A 17,935-nucleotide genomic window follows, 5' to 3' on the forward strand; every position below is an offset into this window, starting at 1 on the left:
CCCATGACGACCGCCAAGCGCGACACGTACACCCCCGAGACGCTGCTGTCCGTCGCCGTCCAGGTCTTCAACGACCGCGGCTACGACGGCACCTCCATGGAGCACCTCTCCAAGGCCGCAGGGATCTCCAAGTCGTCGATATACCACCATGTGGCGGGCAAGGAGGAGCTGCTGCGGCGCGCGGTGAGCCGGGCGCTCGACGGGCTCTTCGGGATTCTCGACGAGCCGGGCGCGGTGCGTGGGCGGGCCATGGAGCGGGTCGAGTACGTGACCCGTCGCACCGTCGAGGTGCTGATGGCAGAGCTGCCCTACGTGACGCTGCTGCTGCGGGTACGGGGCAACACCCGGACCGAGCGCTGGGCCATGGAGCGGCGCCGCGAGTTCGACCACCGCGTCGCCGATCTGCTCAAGGCCGCCGCCGCGGAAGGCGATCTTCGCGCCGACATGGACATGCGGCTCGCGACCCGGCTGCTCTTCGGCATGGTCAACTCCCTGGTGGAGTGGTACCGGCCGCAGGCCGGCAGCGGATACGACCGGGACCAGGTCGCCGACGCGGTCGTACGGCTCGCCTTCGACGGGCTCCGCACCGCCCACTGAGACGGGCTCCGCGCCAGCCACTGAGACGGGCTGCGCACCGGCTCCTGACCCTGTGCCCTGTATCCGTACCCGGATCCGACCCGGACCCGGACCCGGATCCAACCCGCTCAGCGGGCCGGATCCGGGTCCAGGTCCGTCTCCTCGAAGACCAGCAGCGTGCGTGTGGAGAGCACCTCGGGGATCGACTGGAGCTTGGTCAGGACGAGTTCGCGCAGTGTGCGGTTGTCCGGCGTGTGGACCAGCAGCAGGACATCGAAATCGCCGCTGACCAGGGCGATGTGGGCGGCCCCAGGCAACGCCTGAAGCTGTTCGCGCACCGTCCGCCAGGAGTTCTGCACGATCTTGAGCGTGATGTACGCCGAGGCGCCGTGCCCGGCGCGCTCGTGATTCACGCGGGCGCTGAAGCCGCGGATCACTCTGTCCTCGATGAGCCGGTTGATCCGGGCGTACGCGTTGGCGCGCGAGACATGCACCCGTTCGGCCACGGAGCGTATCGAGGCGCGACCGTCGGTCTGAAGGATGCGGAGGATGTCGCGGTCGATCGCGTCCAGTGCCCGTGGCGGCGGGCCGTGCCCGGCCCCGGGCACGGCTTCGTACACGGTGCGGTCCCCGTCATCGGCCATTTGTTCAGCTGTCACGTCCCCCCGCCTCTCTGAGATGGACGACCTGTTCCTATCCCAGGCTGTGGAGAACCGTTTGTCCACAGGCTGAAGGTGCCTGTAGCCAAAATGCGCCCACGACCGAACAATCGGTAGGTGAGGCGCCTCACACTCCGCGCCCTTCATGGGTCCTTATGCCCGCTCCCACGAGGAGGTGCTCGCGTTGAAGAAGAGCAGCATGACGGTCCAGGAGCGGCCGGGTGCGGCCTACAGGCCCACCCCGCCCCCTGCCTGGAAGCCGCGCACCGACCCTGCGCCGCTGCTTCCCGACCCGGAGCCGTACCGGGTCCTCGGCACCGACGCCGCGGCCGGGGCCGACCCCGAGCTGCTTCTGCGGCTGTACGCGGAGCTGGTCCGCGGCCGCAGGTACAACGCGCAGGCGACCGCACTGACCAAGCAGGGCAGGCTCGCCGTCTACCCGTCGAGCACCGGCCAGGAGGCGTGCGAGGTCGCTGCCGCGCTCGCCCTGGAGGAGCGCGACTGGCTCTTCCCCAGCTACCGGGACACCCTCGCGGCCGTGGCCCGCGGCCTCGACCCCGTCCAGGCACTGACGCTGCTGCGCGGCGACTGGCACACCGGCTACGACCCGCGCGAGCACCGCATAGCGCCGCTCTGCACGCCGCTCGCCACCCAGCTGCCGCACGCCGTGGGCCTGGCGCACGCCGCGCGCCTCAAGGGCGACGACGTCGTCGCGCTCGCCATGGTCGGCGACGGCGGCACCAGCGAGGGCGACTTCCACGAGGCGCTCAATTTCGCCGCCGTATGGCAGGCCCCGGTCGTCTTCCTCGTACAGAACAACGGCTTCGCGATCTCTGTCCCGCTCGCCAAGCAGACCGCGGCGCCCTCGCTCGCGCACAAGGCGGTCGGCTACGGAATGCCCGGACGTCTCGTCGACGGGAACGACGCGGTGGCGGTGCACGAGGTGCTGACCGAGGCGGTCGCGCGGGCGCGGCAAGGCGGCGGCCCGACCCTCGTCGAGGCCATCACCTACCGCATCGACGCGCACACCAACGCCGATGACGCCACCCGGTACCGGGGCGACAGCGAGGTCGAGGCCTGGCGCGAGCACGACCCGATCCGGCTGCTGGAGCAGGACCTGACCGGGCGCGGGCTGCTCGACGAGGACACCGTACGGGCGGCCGGCGAGGCCGCCGAGACGATGGCCGCACAGCTGAGGGAGCGGATGAACGCGGATCCGGTGCTCGACCCGATGGACCTGTTCGCGCATGTCTACGCAGAGCAGACCACCCAACTGCGTGAGCAGGCGGCACAGTTGCGCGCCGAGCTGGACGCCGAGGGTGCCCACGGCGGCCACGGCGCGGAGGGTGACGCACGATGAGCACGGCAACCGTCAGGCCGTCCAAGCCCGCCACGATGGCGCAGGCCCTGCAGCGCGCGATGCGCGACGCGATGGCCGAGGACCCGTCCGTCCACGTCATGGGCGAGGACGTCGGCACGCTCGGCGGCGTTTTCCGGGTCACGGACGGTCTCGCCAAGGAGTTCGGCGAGGACCGCTGTACGGACACACCGCTGGCCGAGGCGGGGATCCTCGGGACGGCCATCGGTATGGCGATGTACGGGTTGCGCCCCGTCGTCGAGATGCAGTTCGACGCCTTCGCCTACCCCGCCTTCGAGCAGCTGATCAGCCATGTCGCCCGGATGCGGAACCGCACGCGCGGCGCGATGCCGCTGCCGATCACCGTGCGCGTGCCGTACGGCGGCGGGATCGGCGGAGTCGAGCACCACAGTGACTCGTCCGAGGCGTACTACATCGCGACTCCGGGGCTCCATGTCGTCGCGCCGGCCACGGTCGAGGACGCGTACGGGCTGCTGCGGGCCGCGATCGCCTCCGACGACCCCGTCATTTTCCTGGAGCCGAAGCGGCTGTACTGGTCGAAGGCCGACTGGTCGCCGGAAGCTCCGGCCGCCGTGGAGCCGATAGGGCGCGCGGTGGTGCGGCGCCCGGGGCACAGTGCCACGCTCATTACGTACGGGCCGTCCGTGCCGGTCTGTCTGGAGGCCGCCGAGGCCGCGCAGGCCGAGGGCTGGGATCTTGAAGTCGTCGATCTGCGCTCCCTCGTGCCCTTCGACGACGAGACGGTGTGCGCGTCGGTGCGGCGCACCGGCCGGGCGGTCGTCGTCCATGAGTCGACCGGGTTCGGCGGGCCGGGCGGGGAGATAGCTGCCCGGGTCACCGAGCGCTGCTTCCACCACCTGGAGGCGCCGGTGCTGAGAGTTGCCGGCTTCGACATCCCGTATCCGCCGCCGATGCTGGAACGTCACCATCTGCCGGGTGTGGACCGGGTACTGGACGCCGTGGCGCGGCTGCAGTGGGAGGCGGAGAGCTGATGGCCCAGGTGCTCGAATTCAAGCTGCCGGACCTCGGTGAAGGCCTCACCGAGGCGGAGATCGTGCGGTGGCTGGTCGCCGTGGGCGATGTCGTCGCGATCGACCAGCCGGTCGTCGAGGTCGAGACGGCCAAGGCGATGGTGGAGGTGCCCTGTCCCTACGCGGGCGTGGTGACCGCGCGCTTCGGTGAAGAGGGCACCGAGCTGCCCGTCGGGGCTCCCCTGCTCACCGTCGCGGTGGGTCCGGCGGACCCGGTGCCCGGGTCCTCCGGGACGACGCCGTCGGCGTCCGGGGCGACCGGGGCGGCCGGGGAAGAGTCGTCCGGCAATGTGCTCGTCGGGTACGGCACGGGTGCGCCGGCGGCGCGCCGCCGTCGGATCCGGCCGTCCGCCCTGTCGGGCGCCGCGCCCGGCGCCGCCGGCCCTGTGGGCGCGGCGAACGGGGCGACCGCACCGTCACCCGGCGCGGCCGGCGCGGACCCGCGGCCCGGGGCGACGTCGTCGGACACGGCAGCCTTCGCGGGCCATGAGCCCGCCTGGGACAGCGCTGTGGAGAGCCCGGCGCCGGATGCGCCGCGCGGTGGTGCGGTGTGGAGCGCTTCCGTCGCTCAGCCGACCGGGCGTGCCGCGGAAGGGCCCGTTGCGGTGATTTCGCCATTGGTGCGGCGGCTGGCCAGGGAGAACGGCGTCGATCTTCGAGAGCTGAAGGGGTCGGGCCCCGACGGACTGATCCTGCGCGCCGATGTGGAGCACGCGGTCCGGGCCCTTGCCTCCGCCGCCGGGCCGCAGCCGGTCGCGCCGCAGCCGGTCGCGCCGCGGCCGGTCGTGTCCGCCTCGGCGCCCGCCGCAGTGCCCGTGACGGCAGGCGCCGAGCGGATCCCGCTGCGCGGGGTGCGCGGGGCCGTCGCCGAGAAGCTGTCCCGCAGCCGGCGCGAGATACCGGACGCGACCTGCTGGGTGGACGCCGACGCGACCGAGCTCATGGCCGCGCGCCGGGCGATGAACGCCGCGGGCGGGCCGAAGATCTCGCTCCTCGCACTGCTGGCCCGGATCTGCACGGCCGCGCTCGCCCGCTATCCCGAGCTCAACTCCACGGTGGACCTGGACGCCAGGGAGATCGTGCGCCTGCCAGAGGTGCATCTCGGCTTCGCGGCCCAGACCGACCGCGGCCTGGTCGTTCCCGTGGTCCGGGACGCCCACGGCCGCACGGCCGAGTCGCTCACCGAGGAGTTCGCGCGGCTGACCGACAAGGCCCGGCAGGGCAGCCTCACACCCGCGGACCTCACCGGCGGCACGTTCACCCTGAACAACTACGGGGTGTTCGGCGTCGACGGGTCCACGCCGATCATCAACCACCCGGAGGCGGCGATGCTCGGGGTCGGCCGAATCGTGCCGAAGCCCTGGGTGCATGAGGGCGAGCTGGCGGTCCGGCAGGTCGTGCAGCTCTCGCTCACCTTCGACCACCGGGTGTGCGACGGCGGCACGGCGGGCGGTTTCCTCCGGTACGTGGCCGACTGCGTCGAGAGTCCCGCTGTGCTGTTGCGCACGCTGTAGCTCCTGCCGGTTCCCCACCGGTTCCGTACGGGTGATCGCGGCCCATACTTCTGGAGTGACTGCGGATGCGGAGTACGACGCGATCGTGCTCGCCGGAGGCGCTGCCAAGCGCCTCGGCGGGGCGGACAAGCCTGGGGTGAGCGTCGGCGGCCGGGCGCTGCTCGACCGGGTGCTCACGGTGTGCCGCGGCGCCGGCCGCACCGTTGTGGTCGGCGGTCGGCGGGCGACCGCGCGCCCGGTTCTCTGGGCGCGGGAGACCCCGTCCGGCGGTGGGCCGCTCGCCGCGCTCGACGCCGGGCTGCGGCAGACGTCGGCGCCCACCGTTCTCGTACTCTCCGCCGACCTTCCCTTCCTCGGGGAGGGGACGGTGCGGCAGCTGCTCGACGCGCTGGGCGCGGGCGGGCAGGAGGCGGCGCTGCTCACCGATGCCGAGGGCCGCGACCAGCCGCTCGTCGCGGCCTACCGGGCCGAGCCGCTGCGCCGGGAGATGGCCCTGATCGCCGCCGAGTACGGCAGCCTCGCGGGGCTGCCGCTGCGGCTGCTCACGCAGGAGCTCGACCTCGACCGGATCCCCGCGGAGCCGCCGGCCGTCTTCGACTGCGACACCTGGGAGGACATCGCCGCAGCCCGGGCGCGTATCAGGGAGCATGGAAACGTGCTGGACGAATGGATCACCGCAGTCAAGGACGAACTCGGCATCGAGCTCGACGTCGACACCGGCGTGCTGCTCGACCTGGCCCGGGACGCCGCCCATGGTGTCGCCCGGCCCGCCGCGCCGCTCACCACCTTCCTGGTCGGCTATGCGGCGGCCAAGGCGGGCGGCGACGCTGTCCAGGCCGTGGCCGAGGCGGCCCGCAAGGCCACGGCGCTCGCCGCGCGGTGGGCCGCAGAGGCCGCAGAGACCGACGAGACCGCAGGCGGCGGGCAGGGGAAGGCCGAAGGGCCCGCCGACCCGGGCCCGAACGACGAGGCCGACACCTGATGTCGACGTGGGACCGTGGACTCGACGCTCCGGGTGCTGCCGTGCGGGGCCACGGACCGGACGCTTCGGGTGCTGCCGGGCACGGCGACACACTCGACCGTTCGGGCGCTGCCGGGCACAGCGGCGGACTCGACGTGCCGGGCGGTGCCGCAGTGGCCGGTACGGGTCCGGCAGACAACGGTCGCGCAGTGGCCGGTACGGGTCCGGCAGACAACGGTCGCGCAGAGGCCGCGACGACGCCCTCAGCTGCCGCTGACGCTGACGACGGCGTCGAGGACGCGCTCGCCCTGGTGGGGCGGCAGCCGGGCCGGTCGTCGGGCCGCAGGGACGGCAGCCCGTCGACAGCCGGTCAGGGCCGCCCGCCCGCCGAAGGGCACCGTGCCGCGCCCTGGGGCGAGGCCCGTGCGCTCGCCGCGCGTGCCGGCCGCGCCACCGCGCTCCGTACCCGCCGCGATCCCCTCGACGGGGCACTCGGACGAGTGCTCGCCGCGCCGCTCGCCGCGCTCACCGATCTGCCGTCCTTCGACACCTCCGCCATGGACGGCTGGGCGGTCGCCGGACCCGGCCCCTGGACCGTGGAGAGCAGCGACAGCGGCATCCTCGCCGGACACGGCGAGCCGGAGCCGCTCGCCGACGGCACGGCCGTACGGATTGCCACCGGCGCCCGGATCCCGCCCGGCGCCACCGCCGTGATCCGCAGTGAGCACTCCCACACCGACAACAGCGGCCACCTCCACGCACAGCGCCAGGTGACCCACGGTCAGGACATCAGACCGCGCGGCCAGGAGTGCCGCTCCGGCGACCAACTCCTCCCCGCCGGAACGCTGGTGACCCCCGCCGTGCTCGGACTCGCCGCGGCCGCCGGCTACGACGCGTTGGACACGGTCGTGCGACCGAGCGTCGAAGTGCTCGTACTGGGCGATGAACTGCTCACGGAGGGACTGCCTCAAGACGGTCTGATCCGCGATGCCCTCGGGCCGATGATCGGTCCCTGGCTGAGGGCGCTCGGCGCCGACGTTGTCGCCACCCGACGGATCGGTGACGACGCCGACGCGCTGCACCGGGCCGTCACGAACTCCGAGGCCGACCTCGTCGTCACCACGGGCGGCACGGCCTCCGGGCCCGTCGACCATGTCCATCCGGTGCTCCGCAAGGCAGGCGCCGAGCTACTGGTCGACGGTGTCGCCGTGCGCCCCGGGCACCCGATGCTGCTGGCCAGGCTCGCGCCCGGCCGGCATCTGGTGGGACTGCCAGGGAATCCGCTCGCTGCCGTCTCGGGGTTGCTCACACTCGCCGAGCCGCTGCTGCGCGAGAGGTCCGGGCGGGCAACCCCGGCCCCGTACCGCGCGTCCCTACGGGACGAGGTGCATGGTCATCCGTATGACACCCGGCTGGTGCCCGTGGTGCGTCGTGGCGACAGGCTCGTACCGCTGCACTACAACGGTCCGGCCATGCTTCGGGGCATCGCGGCCGCGCACGCTCTCGCCGTCGTTCCACCTGGCGGAGCGCGCACCGGAGACGAGCTGGAGGTCCTCGATCTGCCCTGGTCGCCGACCATCGAAGGGTGTTTCACGTGAAACTTCCCGGTCATGACGTCATGGCCCGGAATGCCGACGAACAGTTGGCCGCTGCGCGCGTCAACATGCCGCGCCGCGTCGTCGGGCGTCCCCTGCGTCAGGTTGGCAAGCGCCTGCTGCTGGCGCTGTTCGTGCTGGTGCTCACGGTGTTCGTCGTCTGGCTCGACCGTGGCGGCTACCACGACAACGCCGATGGGCGAGTCGACTTCCTCGACTCCGTCTACTACGCGACCGTCACCCTCTCCACCACGGGTTACGGCGACATCGTCCCGCACAGCGACAGCGCCCGGCTGGCGAATGTGCTGCTGGTGACGCCGCTGCGCGTGCTGTTCCTGATCATCCTGGTCGGCACCACTCTTGAGGTCCTCACCGAGCGGACCCGGGAGGAGTGGCGGCTGAGCCGCTGGAGGGCCACTGTGCGTGACCACACCGTAGTCATCGGCTTCGGTACGAAGGGACGTTCCGCGCTTCAGACCCTGTGCGCGACGGGTCTGAAGAAGGAGCAGGTCGTCGTAGTGGATCCGAGTTCAAAGGTCATCGAGGCGGCCAACGCGGATGGGTTCGCGGGGGTCGTCGGCGATGCGACCCGCAGTGATGTGCTGATCCGTGCCGAGCTGCAGAAGGCGCGCCAGATCGTCATCGCCACTCAGCGCGATGACACGGCGGTCCTGGTCGCGCTGACCGCGCGGCAGCTCAACCGGGGAGCGAAGATCGTCGCAGCCGTGCGCGAGGAGGAGAACGCGCCTCTGCTGCGCCAGTCCGGTGCCGACGCCGTGATCACCAGCGCCAGCGCGGCGGGCCGGCTGCTCGGGCTGTCCGTGCTGAGCCCGTACGCGGGCACCGTGATGGAGGACCTGATCCAGCAGGGCAGCGGGCTCGATCTGGTCGAGCGGCCAGTGATAAAGAGCGAGGTCGGCAAGAGCGTCCGGGAGACGGACGACCTGGTGGTGAGCGTGCTACGGGGGCACCGGCTGCTGGGTTACGACGACCCCAAGGCCAGCCCGTTGCAGCTCACGGACCGCCTGATCACCATCGTGCGGGCGGAGAACAGCCATCCGGTGCCCGGCACGGACTGACAACGCGCCCTGCGCGGACCGAGTCGCGCCCTGCGCGGACCGAGTCGCGCCCTGCGCGGACCGAGTCGCGCCCCGAGCGGTCTTCGCGGGCGCGGCAAGATCACCCGGCGCGTGCAGGGCGGCCGGAGTAGCCTCGCGGCCATGTATGCGATCACGATTCCCGAACCAGGTGGTCCCGAGGCGCTGGTCTGGGCGGAGGTGCCCGACGCTGTGCCCGGCGAGGGGGAAGTCCTCGTCGACGTTGTCGCGAGCGCGGTCAACCGCGCGGATCTGTTGCAGCGACAAGGCTTCTACGAACCGCCGCCCGGCGCGTCCCCCTACCCCGGGCTGGAGTGCTCGGGCCGGATCGCGGCGCTCGGCCCCGGAGTCTCCGGGTGGCGTGTCGGCGACGAGGTGTGTGCGCTGCTGGCCGGCGGCGGGTACGCGGAGAAGGTGGCCGTTCCGGTGGGACAGCTGCTGCCGGTGCCGCAGGGCGTCGACCTGGTCACGGCGGCTGCGCTGCCGGAGGTGACCTGCACGGTCTGGTCCAACGTGTTCATGGTGGCGCATCTGCGGCCCGGTGAGACGCTGCTGGTGCACGGCGGAGCGAGCGGGATCGGCACGATGGCGATCCAGCTGGCGAAGGCGGTCGGGGCGCGGGTCGCGGTCACGGCGGGTGGCGCGGAGAAGCTGGCGCGGTGCGCGGAACTGGGCGCGGACATTCTGATCGACTACCGCGAGCAGGACTTCGTCGAGGAGCTGCGGAAGGCGACGGACGGGGCCGGGGCGGACGTCATTCTCGACATCATCGGCGCGAAGTATCTGGACCGGAACGTGCGGGCGCTGGCCGTCAACGGCCGTCTCGCCGTGATCGGGCTGCAGGGTGGCGTGAAGGCCGAGCTGAACCTCGGGGCGCTGCTGGGGAAGCGGGCGGCGGTGACGGCGACGTCGTTGCGAGGGCGGCCGCTGACCGAGAAGGCGGCGATCGTGGCGGCGGTGCGCGAGCATGTGTGGCCCCTGGTCGAGGCCGGGACGGTTCGGGCAGTGGTTGATCGCACCGTGCCGATGCCGGAGGCGTCCGAGGGGCACCGGGCGCTGGACTCGGGTGCCCACGTGGGCAAGGTGGTCCTGGTCGCGCCCACAGCTGAGGCGTGACCCCACAGCTGAGGGGTGACCCACGGCTGGGGATGTCCCATCGCTGAGCGCTGAGCGCTGGGCAGAGGGGGAACAGCCCCCTACAACGTCGCGGGCCCCGTTCCCCCTGAGGGGAGCGGGGCCCGGCCGTTTGCGTCGCTGGGGCGTCGCTGGAGGTACGTGCGTCGCTAGAGGTAGGGGCCCGAGCGGATCGCGCCGTGGGGGCTGTCGTCGTCGTGAGGGGCGCCCGGGGGGAGAGCACGGCGCATCTGTTCGAGCTGGGCGCGGGCCGCCATCTGCTGGGCGAACAGCGCCGTCTGGATACCGTGGAACAGGCCCTCCAGCCAGCCGACCAGCTGGGCCTGGGCGATGCGCAGTTCCGCCTCCGAGGGCACCGCCTCGTCGGTGAACGGGAGCGACAGGCGCTCCAGCTCCTCGACGAGCTCCGGAGCGAGGCCGTCCTCGAGCTCCTTCACCGAGCTCGCGTGGATCTCCTTGAGCCTGACGCGGCTCGCCTCGTCCAGAGGTGCCGCCCGCACTTCCTCCAGCAGCTGCTTGATCATGCTGCCGATGCGCATGACCTTCGCAGGCTGTTCGACCATCTCCGTCACCGGGACCTCGCGCGACTCGTCGTCACCGTCACTGCCGCCGAGTGCCATCCCGTCCTGTCCCACGATGAGGACATGGGGGCTCTCCTGCGACCGTTCATTCCTCGGCATCTCCATGCCGCCCATTCTCTCGCACAAGTGGTTCACCACACGGTGTGCCCCCGTACCGGGGTGATCCACCCTGGTACGGGGGCACAGGTCCGTCACGGATGGGCTCAGGTCGCGGCGCGGCGGGCCAGGGCCCCGCGCGAGCGGGTGACCAGGGCCGCAAGGACGGCCGCGCCGAGCGGGACGACGATCAGCAGGGCGGCGAGGGTCTCCCAGGGGAGGATGATCGGGACGTTCGGCGGGCCGTTGATCCCGCCGAAGCCCGAGTCGAGGGCCTCCTCGTACCACTTCATCTCCTGGCGGTGCTCGGTCAGTCGCAGTCCGACCGCCGGCAGCACACCCGCCGCCGAGCCGAGCACCACACCCATCGCCGCGACCACACCGCACTGGAAACCGCTCAGCGTGCGACGGACTCGCGGCGGGGCGCCGACGGCAGCCAGCGTCTTCAGGTCCGCCTCGGCGTCGGCCTGGGCGAGCCCGGTCGCGATACCGGCCGCACCGATGGTGATCAGCCCGGCGAAGACGGTGAGCGCCAGCAGCACGATGCTGCTGTCACTGGTGTAGCCCTCCTCGATGTGGAGGGCGACATCGGCGCCGGTCTTGTCGAGCTCACCGTCCAGCTTCTGCCGCTGCTCGCTGCTCGGCATCCGGTCGGTCGAGTAGTACGCCCCGAAGGGGACGGTGACGATGCCGGAAGCCTTGGCTGCGGCCGGCGGAAGGATCATCGACAGCCCGTACGCGTTCACGTCTCCGGCGACCTGGTGAGCGGGGAAGGTCTTGACCGGTCCCGGAGCCTCCTTGCCCTCCTCCATCGCCTTGTCGGCGGCTTCGATGTCGGTGATCAGACGGATGCCGATCGAGCCGCTCTTGTCGACGTTGCGCTTGTCGAAGGAGACGATCTTGCCGTCCGCCAGGGCCTTCGTGGCCGCGGGGTAGTCGATCGCGAGCACCTTCAGCAGCTTCGCGTCACCGACGACCACACCACCCGGCAGGGCGTTCATCCCCTGGTTCTCCTTGCAGCGCCAGTCCTTGGCGAGCGCGCGGCGCTGGGCCTTGGTGAACTTCTCGGCCGGATCCCCGGTCGAACTCCACAGCGGGCACTGGTGCGCCTTGGGTACGACGACCTCGTACTGGCCACAGCCGTTGGTACCGCCGCTGTACTGCCCGCAGTTGACGTTCCCGACGACGATGCGGTCCACGTCGGCCTGCACATCGACCGGCAGGTATTTCTGTACGGCCGCCCGGGCCTCCGGGACGTCCCGGCCGCCGGCCTCGTCGAGCCCCAGAAAGACCGCGCCGTGCGGCAGCTGCGCCTCGTAGTCGGCTTCGTTCTGGGCGTCGTTGCTCGCGGCGTACGTGGCCACGGCGACGGTTCCGGCCACCGCGGCCAGTACCGCGGCCACCGCCGGAGCCGTGCGGCCCCGGTTGCGTACGGCGTCGCGCAGCGCGAGCCGCGGCGAGAGCGGCAGCCAGCGGCCCGTCCGGCCGAAGAGGCCGACCAGCGCGGGGGTGAGGGCCACGATGCCCAGTTCGGCGAGCGCGCTTCCGCCGGCGACGACGACGAACTGGTCCGAGTAGACGGACCCGTACAGCGCGATCGCCGCTCCGAGCAGCGCCGCGACCAGGCCGATCACGGGAAGCACCCTGCTGCTGCGGCGGACGCCCCGACGCCCTGTGAGGGAGGCCAGAACGGTCTGCCGGGAGGCGGTGACCGCCGGGACGATCGCGGCCAGCAGACCGGTGATCACCGCGAGCAGCCCGATGCCGAGCAGCTCCAGCGGCCGGATGTCGAAGTCGCCGAAGCGCGCACCCATCTGATCCTCGAGCAGGGGGCGCAGCGCAAAGGTCAGGACAAGGCCGAGGACCGTGCCCACGACCGCCGCCGCGAAGCCGATCACCAGACCGCCGGCCAGGACGATGGCGCGGATGTGGTGGCGGTCGCCGCCATTGGCACCGACCAGTCCGAGCTGGCGGCGCGAGCGCCGGGCGCCCACGGCGAAGGCGGGGCCGGCCAGCAGACAGATCTCCAGCATGGCGAGGCCGACGACGGTGCCGACCGCGGCGAGCGCCGCCGCCTGCGCGGCCGTGCTCTCCTCATAGTCGCCGCCCCCGTCCTGCTGGTCGTAGAGCGGTACGTCCGAGTCGGCGGGCGGGGCGAGCTGAACGGCCCGCGACATCACCGTCGCACCCTTGGCGTTGGCCTCCTTGACCATGTTCCACGTGAAACTTCCCGGAACGCTCACCAGGTAGCTCGCGCTCTTCCCGGTGCCGGGCAGCTTGTCCGCCGCGAGCGCCTTGTCGAGCGGGTCGAGCAGGGCGCCCGGGACCGCATTGACCTGATCGGTCTTGAGAGAGTTGGGCAGCTCGTACGAGCCGACGATGGTGTACTCCCGGTCGAAGCCGCGCGCCGAGAGCTTCGAGCCCACGCTCAGCCCGCTGGACTCCAGGAAGTGGGTCGTCGCGGCGACCTCGTCCGTCCCCTTGGGGAACCGGCCGTTGACGAGCGTCATGATTCCCGCGGCCATCGGGTCCGCGGCCTTGAGCTCACGGATCTCGGTGTTCAGCAGGCCGTGCGCCGTGCGGAGCTTGCCGAAGCCGTTCGAGTCCTCCAGCCACTCGGTGCCTGCCGGGAAGGCCTTCTTGACATCGTGGTCGCCCGTCGGCCACGGCTTGTCCTCGAAGTCCCCCACCGGGGCGTAGCTGTTGCCCTCGGGGTCCTGGTAAATCGGTGCACCGCCCGTACCGGGGTCGGTGAAACTGGCGTCTGCGGCACCGAGCTTGCGCTCCATGGTCTGCTCGGTGGAGAGTTCGGCGCTGCGCAGCGTCAGATCGGCCGCGCTCACGCCGAGGATCGGCAGGGCGATCATCGACAGGACGAGGAAGCTGCGCCCTTTGGAACGGATGGCGTCGCGGCGGGCTATGCGGACCGCGGCACGCCAGGAGTGGTACCAGTTCTTCACCGTTCGGCCGCCTGCCCGGTCAGCAGGGAGTCCGCTTCGGTACGGACGGTCTGGTCGACGACCGCGCCGTCGCGGAGGAAGACGACCCGGTCGGCCCAGGCCGCGAAGCGCGGCTCATGGGTGACGAGGATGCCCGCGGCGCCCGCGTCGCAGCGGGCGCGCAGCAGGGCGAGGACGGATTCGCCGGTCTCGGAGTCCAGGGCTCCGGTCGGTTCGTCGGCGAGGACGAGGCGGCGGTCGCCGACGAGAGCACGGGCGATCGCCACCCGCTGCTGCTGGCCGCCGGACATCTCGTCCGGGAACCGGTCGGCGAGATGGCCGAGGTCCATCTCGGCGAGGGCGGCCACGGCTTCGGCGCGGGCCTTGCGGGCGGAGGTGCCGTCGAGTTCCCGCGGCAGGGCGACGTTCTCGGCGGCAGTGAGCGCCGGGATGAGGTTGTAGTCCTGGAAGACGTATCCGATGCTGCGGCGGCGCAGGGCGGCAAGGGTCTTGCGGTCGGCGGCGGTGATGTCGGTGTTCTCGACGATCACGCGGCCCGAGGTCGGGGCGTCGAGGCCGCCGGCGATCGTGAGGAGCGTGGACTTGCCGGAGCCGGACGGGCCCATGACGGCGACGAGTTCACCGGGGAACACATCGAGGTCGATACCGCGCAGAGCGTGTACTTCGGTGGCGCCGCTGCCGTGAACCCGGGTCAGGTTCTGCAGTTGCAGCACCGGCTGCCGGGACTTCTGGGAGTGGTCGGACATGGAGGGGTCCCCCCTTGGGCGTACGCGGAAGGCGCACGCGAGCGGATGTGCGGAGAGCGGACGAGCGCAGAGCGGATGTGCGGAGAGCGGATGGGAAGGCGGGACGGGGAGCCGGGGCTCAGCCCCGGCGCCCCCGGCGGTCGTGGGCCGGAGCCGGAGCCTGGGTGGGTGGGGGTGCAGGCTCCGGATTGCGGGCCGCCGCCGTGGAGAGCCGGATGAGCCGGGCCTCGCAGTGGTCGAGCCAGCGGGCCTCCGCCTCGGTCTGGAAGATCAGCTGTTCCAGTACGAGCAGCCAGGCGATCTCGTCCCGTCCTGAGGGGGCGGTCTCCAGCGCCTGAGCTTTGAGACGGGTGTAGTCCTGCATCGCCTTCACGGTGTGGCGGCGCTGGGACTGGATGACGTTGCGGATGTCGACCGTGGGTGCCCCGACCGCCATGGCGAGCTTGATCGCCAGCTCGTCGCGGGCCGGGCTGGTCCGGTCGACCGGCCGCTCGAACCAGGCGTTGAGTTCCTCGCGCCCGGCGTCCGTGATGACGTAGAGCGCGTGGCCGGCCTCGTCCTCGCCGTCCTGAACGACCATGCCGTCGCGCTCCAGCCGGCTGAGGGTCGTATAGACCTGGCCGACGTTGAGCGGCCAGGTGGCTCCTGTGCGGGACTCGAACTCCGTGCGGAGCTGGGACCCGTAGCGGGGGCCGCGTTCGAGGAGGGCGAGGAGGCCGTGGCGAATCGACATACTCAGTATGTATACCGGGTATGCCGGGGTCGGCAACCATCCTGAGGCGGACTTCGTGTGTAGGCCGTACGAGGGACAGGCGGGTCGGTGGATGGCCATGAGGCGGGTCGGCGGACGGCCATGAGAGGTGCGCCTGGTGTGGCCTACGGGGTCTCAGCTGCGGCGCAGCCGTAGTCCCATGTATCCGAGGCCGAGTCCCATGAGGGCGCATCCGGCACCCAGTGTCAGTACCGGGATCTGTCGCCCGAGCGGCTCGGCGGCAGCATGCACGCCGGCCCCCTGGCCGGCGGCGGGGGCGGTGACGGCCGTGGTGGGTGCCGGGGGCGGCGGGGCGGTGGGCGGCACGGCGGCGTCCATGTCGTCCGTGTGCTGCGCCGTCGGCTCCGCCTCGTCCTCGCGATCGTGCTCGTGATCGTCCTGATGCTCGTCGGGGTGTTCACGCTCATGCCGCCGATCGGGCGACCGGGTCGTGCTGTGGGAGGGGGCGGCCGTACGGCCGGGGCGCTTGCGGCCCTCCCCCGCCTGGCGCCCGGCGAGTGACGGTGAAGCGGACGCGGAGGCCTCCGGGGTCGGCTTCCCGGCGGGCCTCTTGGCGGGCTTGTCGGCGGGGTTCGGGGCGGCCTCGGGGGCGTCGCGGCCGGCCCCGGGCCGCCACTTTGTGCCGCTGTCCTGTGCCGAACCGGATTTGTCGTGCCTGTCGCCACTCTTCCCCGGGTGTGACGGGCGTGAGGTCTGCCTCGGCGCATGCCCTGCCGGGGCGGGTCCGGAATCGTCTCCGGGGTCGTGGCCCGTCGCGCGGGCGTCCCGGGAGTCCTCGGTCCAGGTCGCGGGGGTGCCGGCGTACGCGTACGTCGCGACGGGTACGGCCAGCGCGAACGCCGCGATGGTCGTCGCGCAGTGCATACGGAGCTTCGGAGCCACCGGATGACCCCCTCCGGAGCCAGGTCGCCGAGATGTCGGACTCAGCGTCACATGCAGGGGCATTTCTGGCATCTCGGGCAAAAGCCCCACTCGGCTCCAGTGAACCCGCCCGCCGGGCAACCCCGCCGGCGAACCCTCAGCGAACCTCCAGCCGGCGGCCCGGCAAGCGGACGGCCCGGCACACACACGTGTACCGGGCCGTCCGGAGAGAAACCGAAGTAGAGCCGAAGAGCGTGGCGAGCTACTGAGACTCGGCCGGGTCACCCGTGGAGACCTCCAGGGTGAACTCGACATCGTCCGCCGAGACCTCGGTGTCGGCCGGCGGGTACTGCGTGATGATCGCGCCCTCGCCGTACACGGCCTCGTTGACCGGGCGCTCCGACTTCACCGACCAGCCCGCGGCCTGGATGCACTCCTTGACCGAGGCGACGTTCTTGTACGTGAAGTCGGGCACGACGATCTTTTCGGGGTCCTGGCCCTCGTCGGGGGAGGTGCACGCCTCCTTGTCGATCGTCTTGCTCAGGTCGGGTCCCCTGTGCCCCGCCACCGCCGAGTCGCTCGGCGACGGGGTGCCACCGCCCCCGTCCCCGTTGCCACCCGTGATCACCTTGATCGCGATCAGGCTGGCGATGACCACAACCGCCACCACGACCGAGCCGAGGATCAGCGGCATCCGCGAGTTGCCCGAGCGGCGGGCCGAACCGACCGGCTGCTGGGGCGAGATGCTGTACGGCGCCGGGGAAGGAGTCGGGGTCCGGTACGCGGGGGCGGGCGCCGGGGTCGGCGCCTGCTGCGGGTAGCCGTAGGTCGGAGGAGGTGTCGAGGCCCCTTGAACCGGACCCGGACCCGGAACCGGACCCGGAGCCGTGGTCGGGGGGCCGTAGGGACCCGGCTGGTACGGCTGCTGCACGCTGTGCGGCGGCGGCGCCGGAGTCGACTGGTCCACCGGCGGGAACACCGCGGACCCCACACCCGCGCCGCTGTTCGTCGGCGCGCCCTGCACGATCACCGGCGCGCCCGTCTGGCCCGCGCTCGCGACCCGCATGCACTCGTCGCGCATCGCGGCAGCGCTCGGGAAACGCTCGTTCGGGTTCTTCTTCAGTGCCCGCCCGACCAGCGCGTCCATCGCCGGGGTCACCGAGCGGTTGATGGAGGACGGAGCGACCGGCTCCTCCTGCACATGCGCGTACGCGATCGCGAGCGGCGAGTCCGCGTCGAACGGCAGCCGGCCCGTCAGCAGCTGGAAGAGCATGATGCCGACCGAGTACAGGTCGGAGCGCGCGTCGACCCCGCGCCCCAGCGCCTGCTCCGGCGACAGATACTGCGGAGTACCGACGACCATGCCGGTCTGCGTCATCGATGTGACGCCCGACTGCATGGCGCGCGCGATGCCGAAGTCCATGACCTTGACGACGCCACGCTTCGTCACCATCACGTTGCCGGGCTTGATGTCCCGGTGGACCAGGCCGACCTCATGGCTGGTCTCCAGGGCCGCCAGCACATCCGCGGTCACCTTGAGCGCCTTGTCCGCGGGCATCGCGCCGTACTGCCGGATGTCGGCCTGCAGTACCGATCCGAGAGGCTGGCCCTCCACGTACTCCATGACGATGTAGGGCATCACACCGCCGTCGCCGTCGCCGGAGCCGCTGAATGTGACCGTGTCCTCACCGGTGTCGAAGACCGACACGATATTGGTGTGGGACAGCTTGGCGACGGCCTGCGCCTCGCGCCGGAACCGCTCACGGAAGGACTGTTCGCGGCCGAGTTCCGTGTGTAGCGTCTTGATGGCGACCTGCCGGTCCAGCGCGCTGTCGTACGCGAGATACACGGAGGCCATACCGCCTTCGCCGAGCAGGTCGCGAAGCTGGTAACGGCCGCCCGCTACCGAACCGCCCGCATAGCGGCCGCTCTGTGCGCCGTCCTGGCTCATGACTGTGCTTCCCCCTAGACGCG

15 protein-coding genes are annotated in these 17,935 nt (G+C 71.7%); 8 read left to right on the forward strand and 7 right to left on the reverse strand.

Features of this window, described 5'->3' with window-relative positions; translation table 11 throughout:
- The first annotated feature begins 3 nt into the window (after positions 1-3).
- Positions 4-597 carry a TetR/AcrR family transcriptional regulator gene (locus AC0699_RS12305; protein WP_469768205.1) on the forward strand — a complete coding sequence of 198 codons (594 nt, stop codon included), beginning with the start codon at positions 4-6 and terminating at the stop codon, positions 595-597.
- A 107-nt stretch (positions 598-704) separates the two neighbouring features.
- Here AC0699_RS12305 and AC0699_RS12310 read toward each other — a convergent pair whose 3' ends face one another.
- The gene (locus tag AC0699_RS12310; protein WP_478659101.1) at positions 705-1,220 is read right to left on the reverse strand and encodes an Lrp/AsnC family transcriptional regulator; all 516 of its coding nucleotides are present in this window, start codon (positions 1,218-1,220) and stop codon (positions 705-707) included.
- A gap of 214 nt (positions 1,221-1,434) precedes the next feature.
- Between AC0699_RS12310 and pdhA the strand changes: the two genes are divergently transcribed.
- The 7 genes from pdhA (at position 1,435) to AC0699_RS12345 (ending at position 9,927) form a co-directional block, all read left to right on the forward strand.
- On the forward strand, positions 1,435-2,595 hold the full coding sequence (gene pdhA, locus AC0699_RS12315) for a pyruvate dehydrogenase (acetyl-transferring) E1 component subunit alpha (protein ID WP_478659103.1): 1,161 nt from the start codon (positions 1,435-1,437) through the stop codon (positions 2,593-2,595).
- A complete protein-coding gene (locus AC0699_RS12320; RefSeq protein ID WP_478658924.1) occupies positions 2,592-3,605 on the forward strand; it encodes an alpha-ketoacid dehydrogenase subunit beta in 1,014 nt (337 codons plus the stop codon). The genes pdhA and AC0699_RS12320 overlap by 4 nt, the downstream gene beginning before the upstream one ends.
- Positions 3,605-5,158 (forward strand): dihydrolipoamide acetyltransferase family protein, encoded by a 1,554-nt coding sequence (locus AC0699_RS12325; protein WP_478658927.1) that lies wholly within the window; start codon positions 3,605-3,607, stop codon positions 5,156-5,158. Before AC0699_RS12320 ends, AC0699_RS12325 begins: the two co-directional genes overlap by 1 nt.
- Before the next feature lie 55 nt (positions 5,159-5,213).
- Complete coding sequence (locus AC0699_RS12330; protein WP_478658929.1) at positions 5,214-6,140, forward strand: NTP transferase domain-containing protein; 927 nt, start codon at positions 5,214-5,216, stop codon at positions 6,138-6,140.
- Positions 6,140-7,717 carry a molybdopterin molybdotransferase MoeA gene (locus tag AC0699_RS12335; protein ID WP_478658932.1) on the forward strand — a complete coding sequence of 526 codons (1,578 nt, stop codon included), beginning with the start codon at positions 6,140-6,142 and terminating at the stop codon, positions 7,715-7,717. The genes AC0699_RS12330 and AC0699_RS12335 overlap by 1 nt, the downstream gene beginning before the upstream one ends.
- A 20-nt stretch (positions 7,718-7,737) precedes the next feature.
- The gene (locus AC0699_RS12340; RefSeq protein WP_478659105.1) at positions 7,738-8,793 is read left to right on the forward strand and encodes a potassium channel family protein; all 1,056 of its coding nucleotides are present in this window, start codon (positions 7,738-7,740) and stop codon (positions 8,791-8,793) included.
- Positions 8,794-8,934: 141 nt separating this feature from the next.
- Positions 8,935-9,927, forward strand: coding sequence for an NAD(P)H-quinone oxidoreductase (locus AC0699_RS12345; protein ID WP_478658934.1), 993 nt, complete (start codon positions 8,935-8,937; stop codon positions 9,925-9,927).
- A 167-nt stretch (positions 9,928-10,094) separates the two neighbouring features.
- Here AC0699_RS12345 and AC0699_RS12350 read toward each other — a convergent pair whose 3' ends face one another.
- The 6 genes from AC0699_RS12350 to AC0699_RS12375 all read right to left on the reverse strand — a co-directional run bounded on the left by AC0699_RS12350 (position 10,095) and on the right by AC0699_RS12375 (position 17,912).
- A complete protein-coding gene (locus AC0699_RS12350) occupies positions 10,095-10,631 on the reverse strand; it encodes a bacterial proteasome activator family protein (RefSeq protein ID WP_478658936.1) in 537 nt (178 codons plus the stop codon).
- 98 nt (positions 10,632-10,729) lie between these two features.
- Positions 10,730-13,582 carry an ABC transporter permease gene (locus AC0699_RS12355; RefSeq protein WP_478658938.1) on the reverse strand — a complete coding sequence of 951 codons (2,853 nt, stop codon included), beginning with the start codon at positions 13,580-13,582 and terminating at the stop codon, positions 10,730-10,732.
- Positions 13,579-14,328 (reverse strand): ABC transporter ATP-binding protein, encoded by a 750-nt coding sequence (locus AC0699_RS12360; protein WP_478658941.1) that lies wholly within the window; start codon positions 14,326-14,328, stop codon positions 13,579-13,581. Before AC0699_RS12360 ends, AC0699_RS12355 begins: the two co-directional genes overlap by 4 nt.
- 118 nt (positions 14,329-14,446) lie before the next feature.
- A complete protein-coding gene (locus tag AC0699_RS12365; protein ID WP_478658943.1) occupies positions 14,447-15,061 on the reverse strand; it encodes a PadR family transcriptional regulator in 615 nt (204 codons plus the stop codon).
- Positions 15,062-15,214: 153 nt separating this feature from the next.
- Positions 15,215-15,982, reverse strand: coding sequence for a hypothetical protein (locus AC0699_RS12370; protein WP_478658946.1), 768 nt, complete (start codon positions 15,980-15,982; stop codon positions 15,215-15,217).
- A 241-nt stretch (positions 15,983-16,223) separates the two neighbouring features.
- Positions 16,224-17,912 carry a protein kinase domain-containing protein gene (locus tag AC0699_RS12375; protein ID WP_478658949.1) on the reverse strand — a complete coding sequence of 563 codons (1,689 nt, stop codon included), beginning with the start codon at positions 17,910-17,912 and terminating at the stop codon, positions 16,224-16,226.
- Positions 17,913-17,935: the final 23 nt, after the last annotated feature.

It is taken from the genome of Streptomyces sp. NPDC043870 (genome assembly GCF_056435785.1).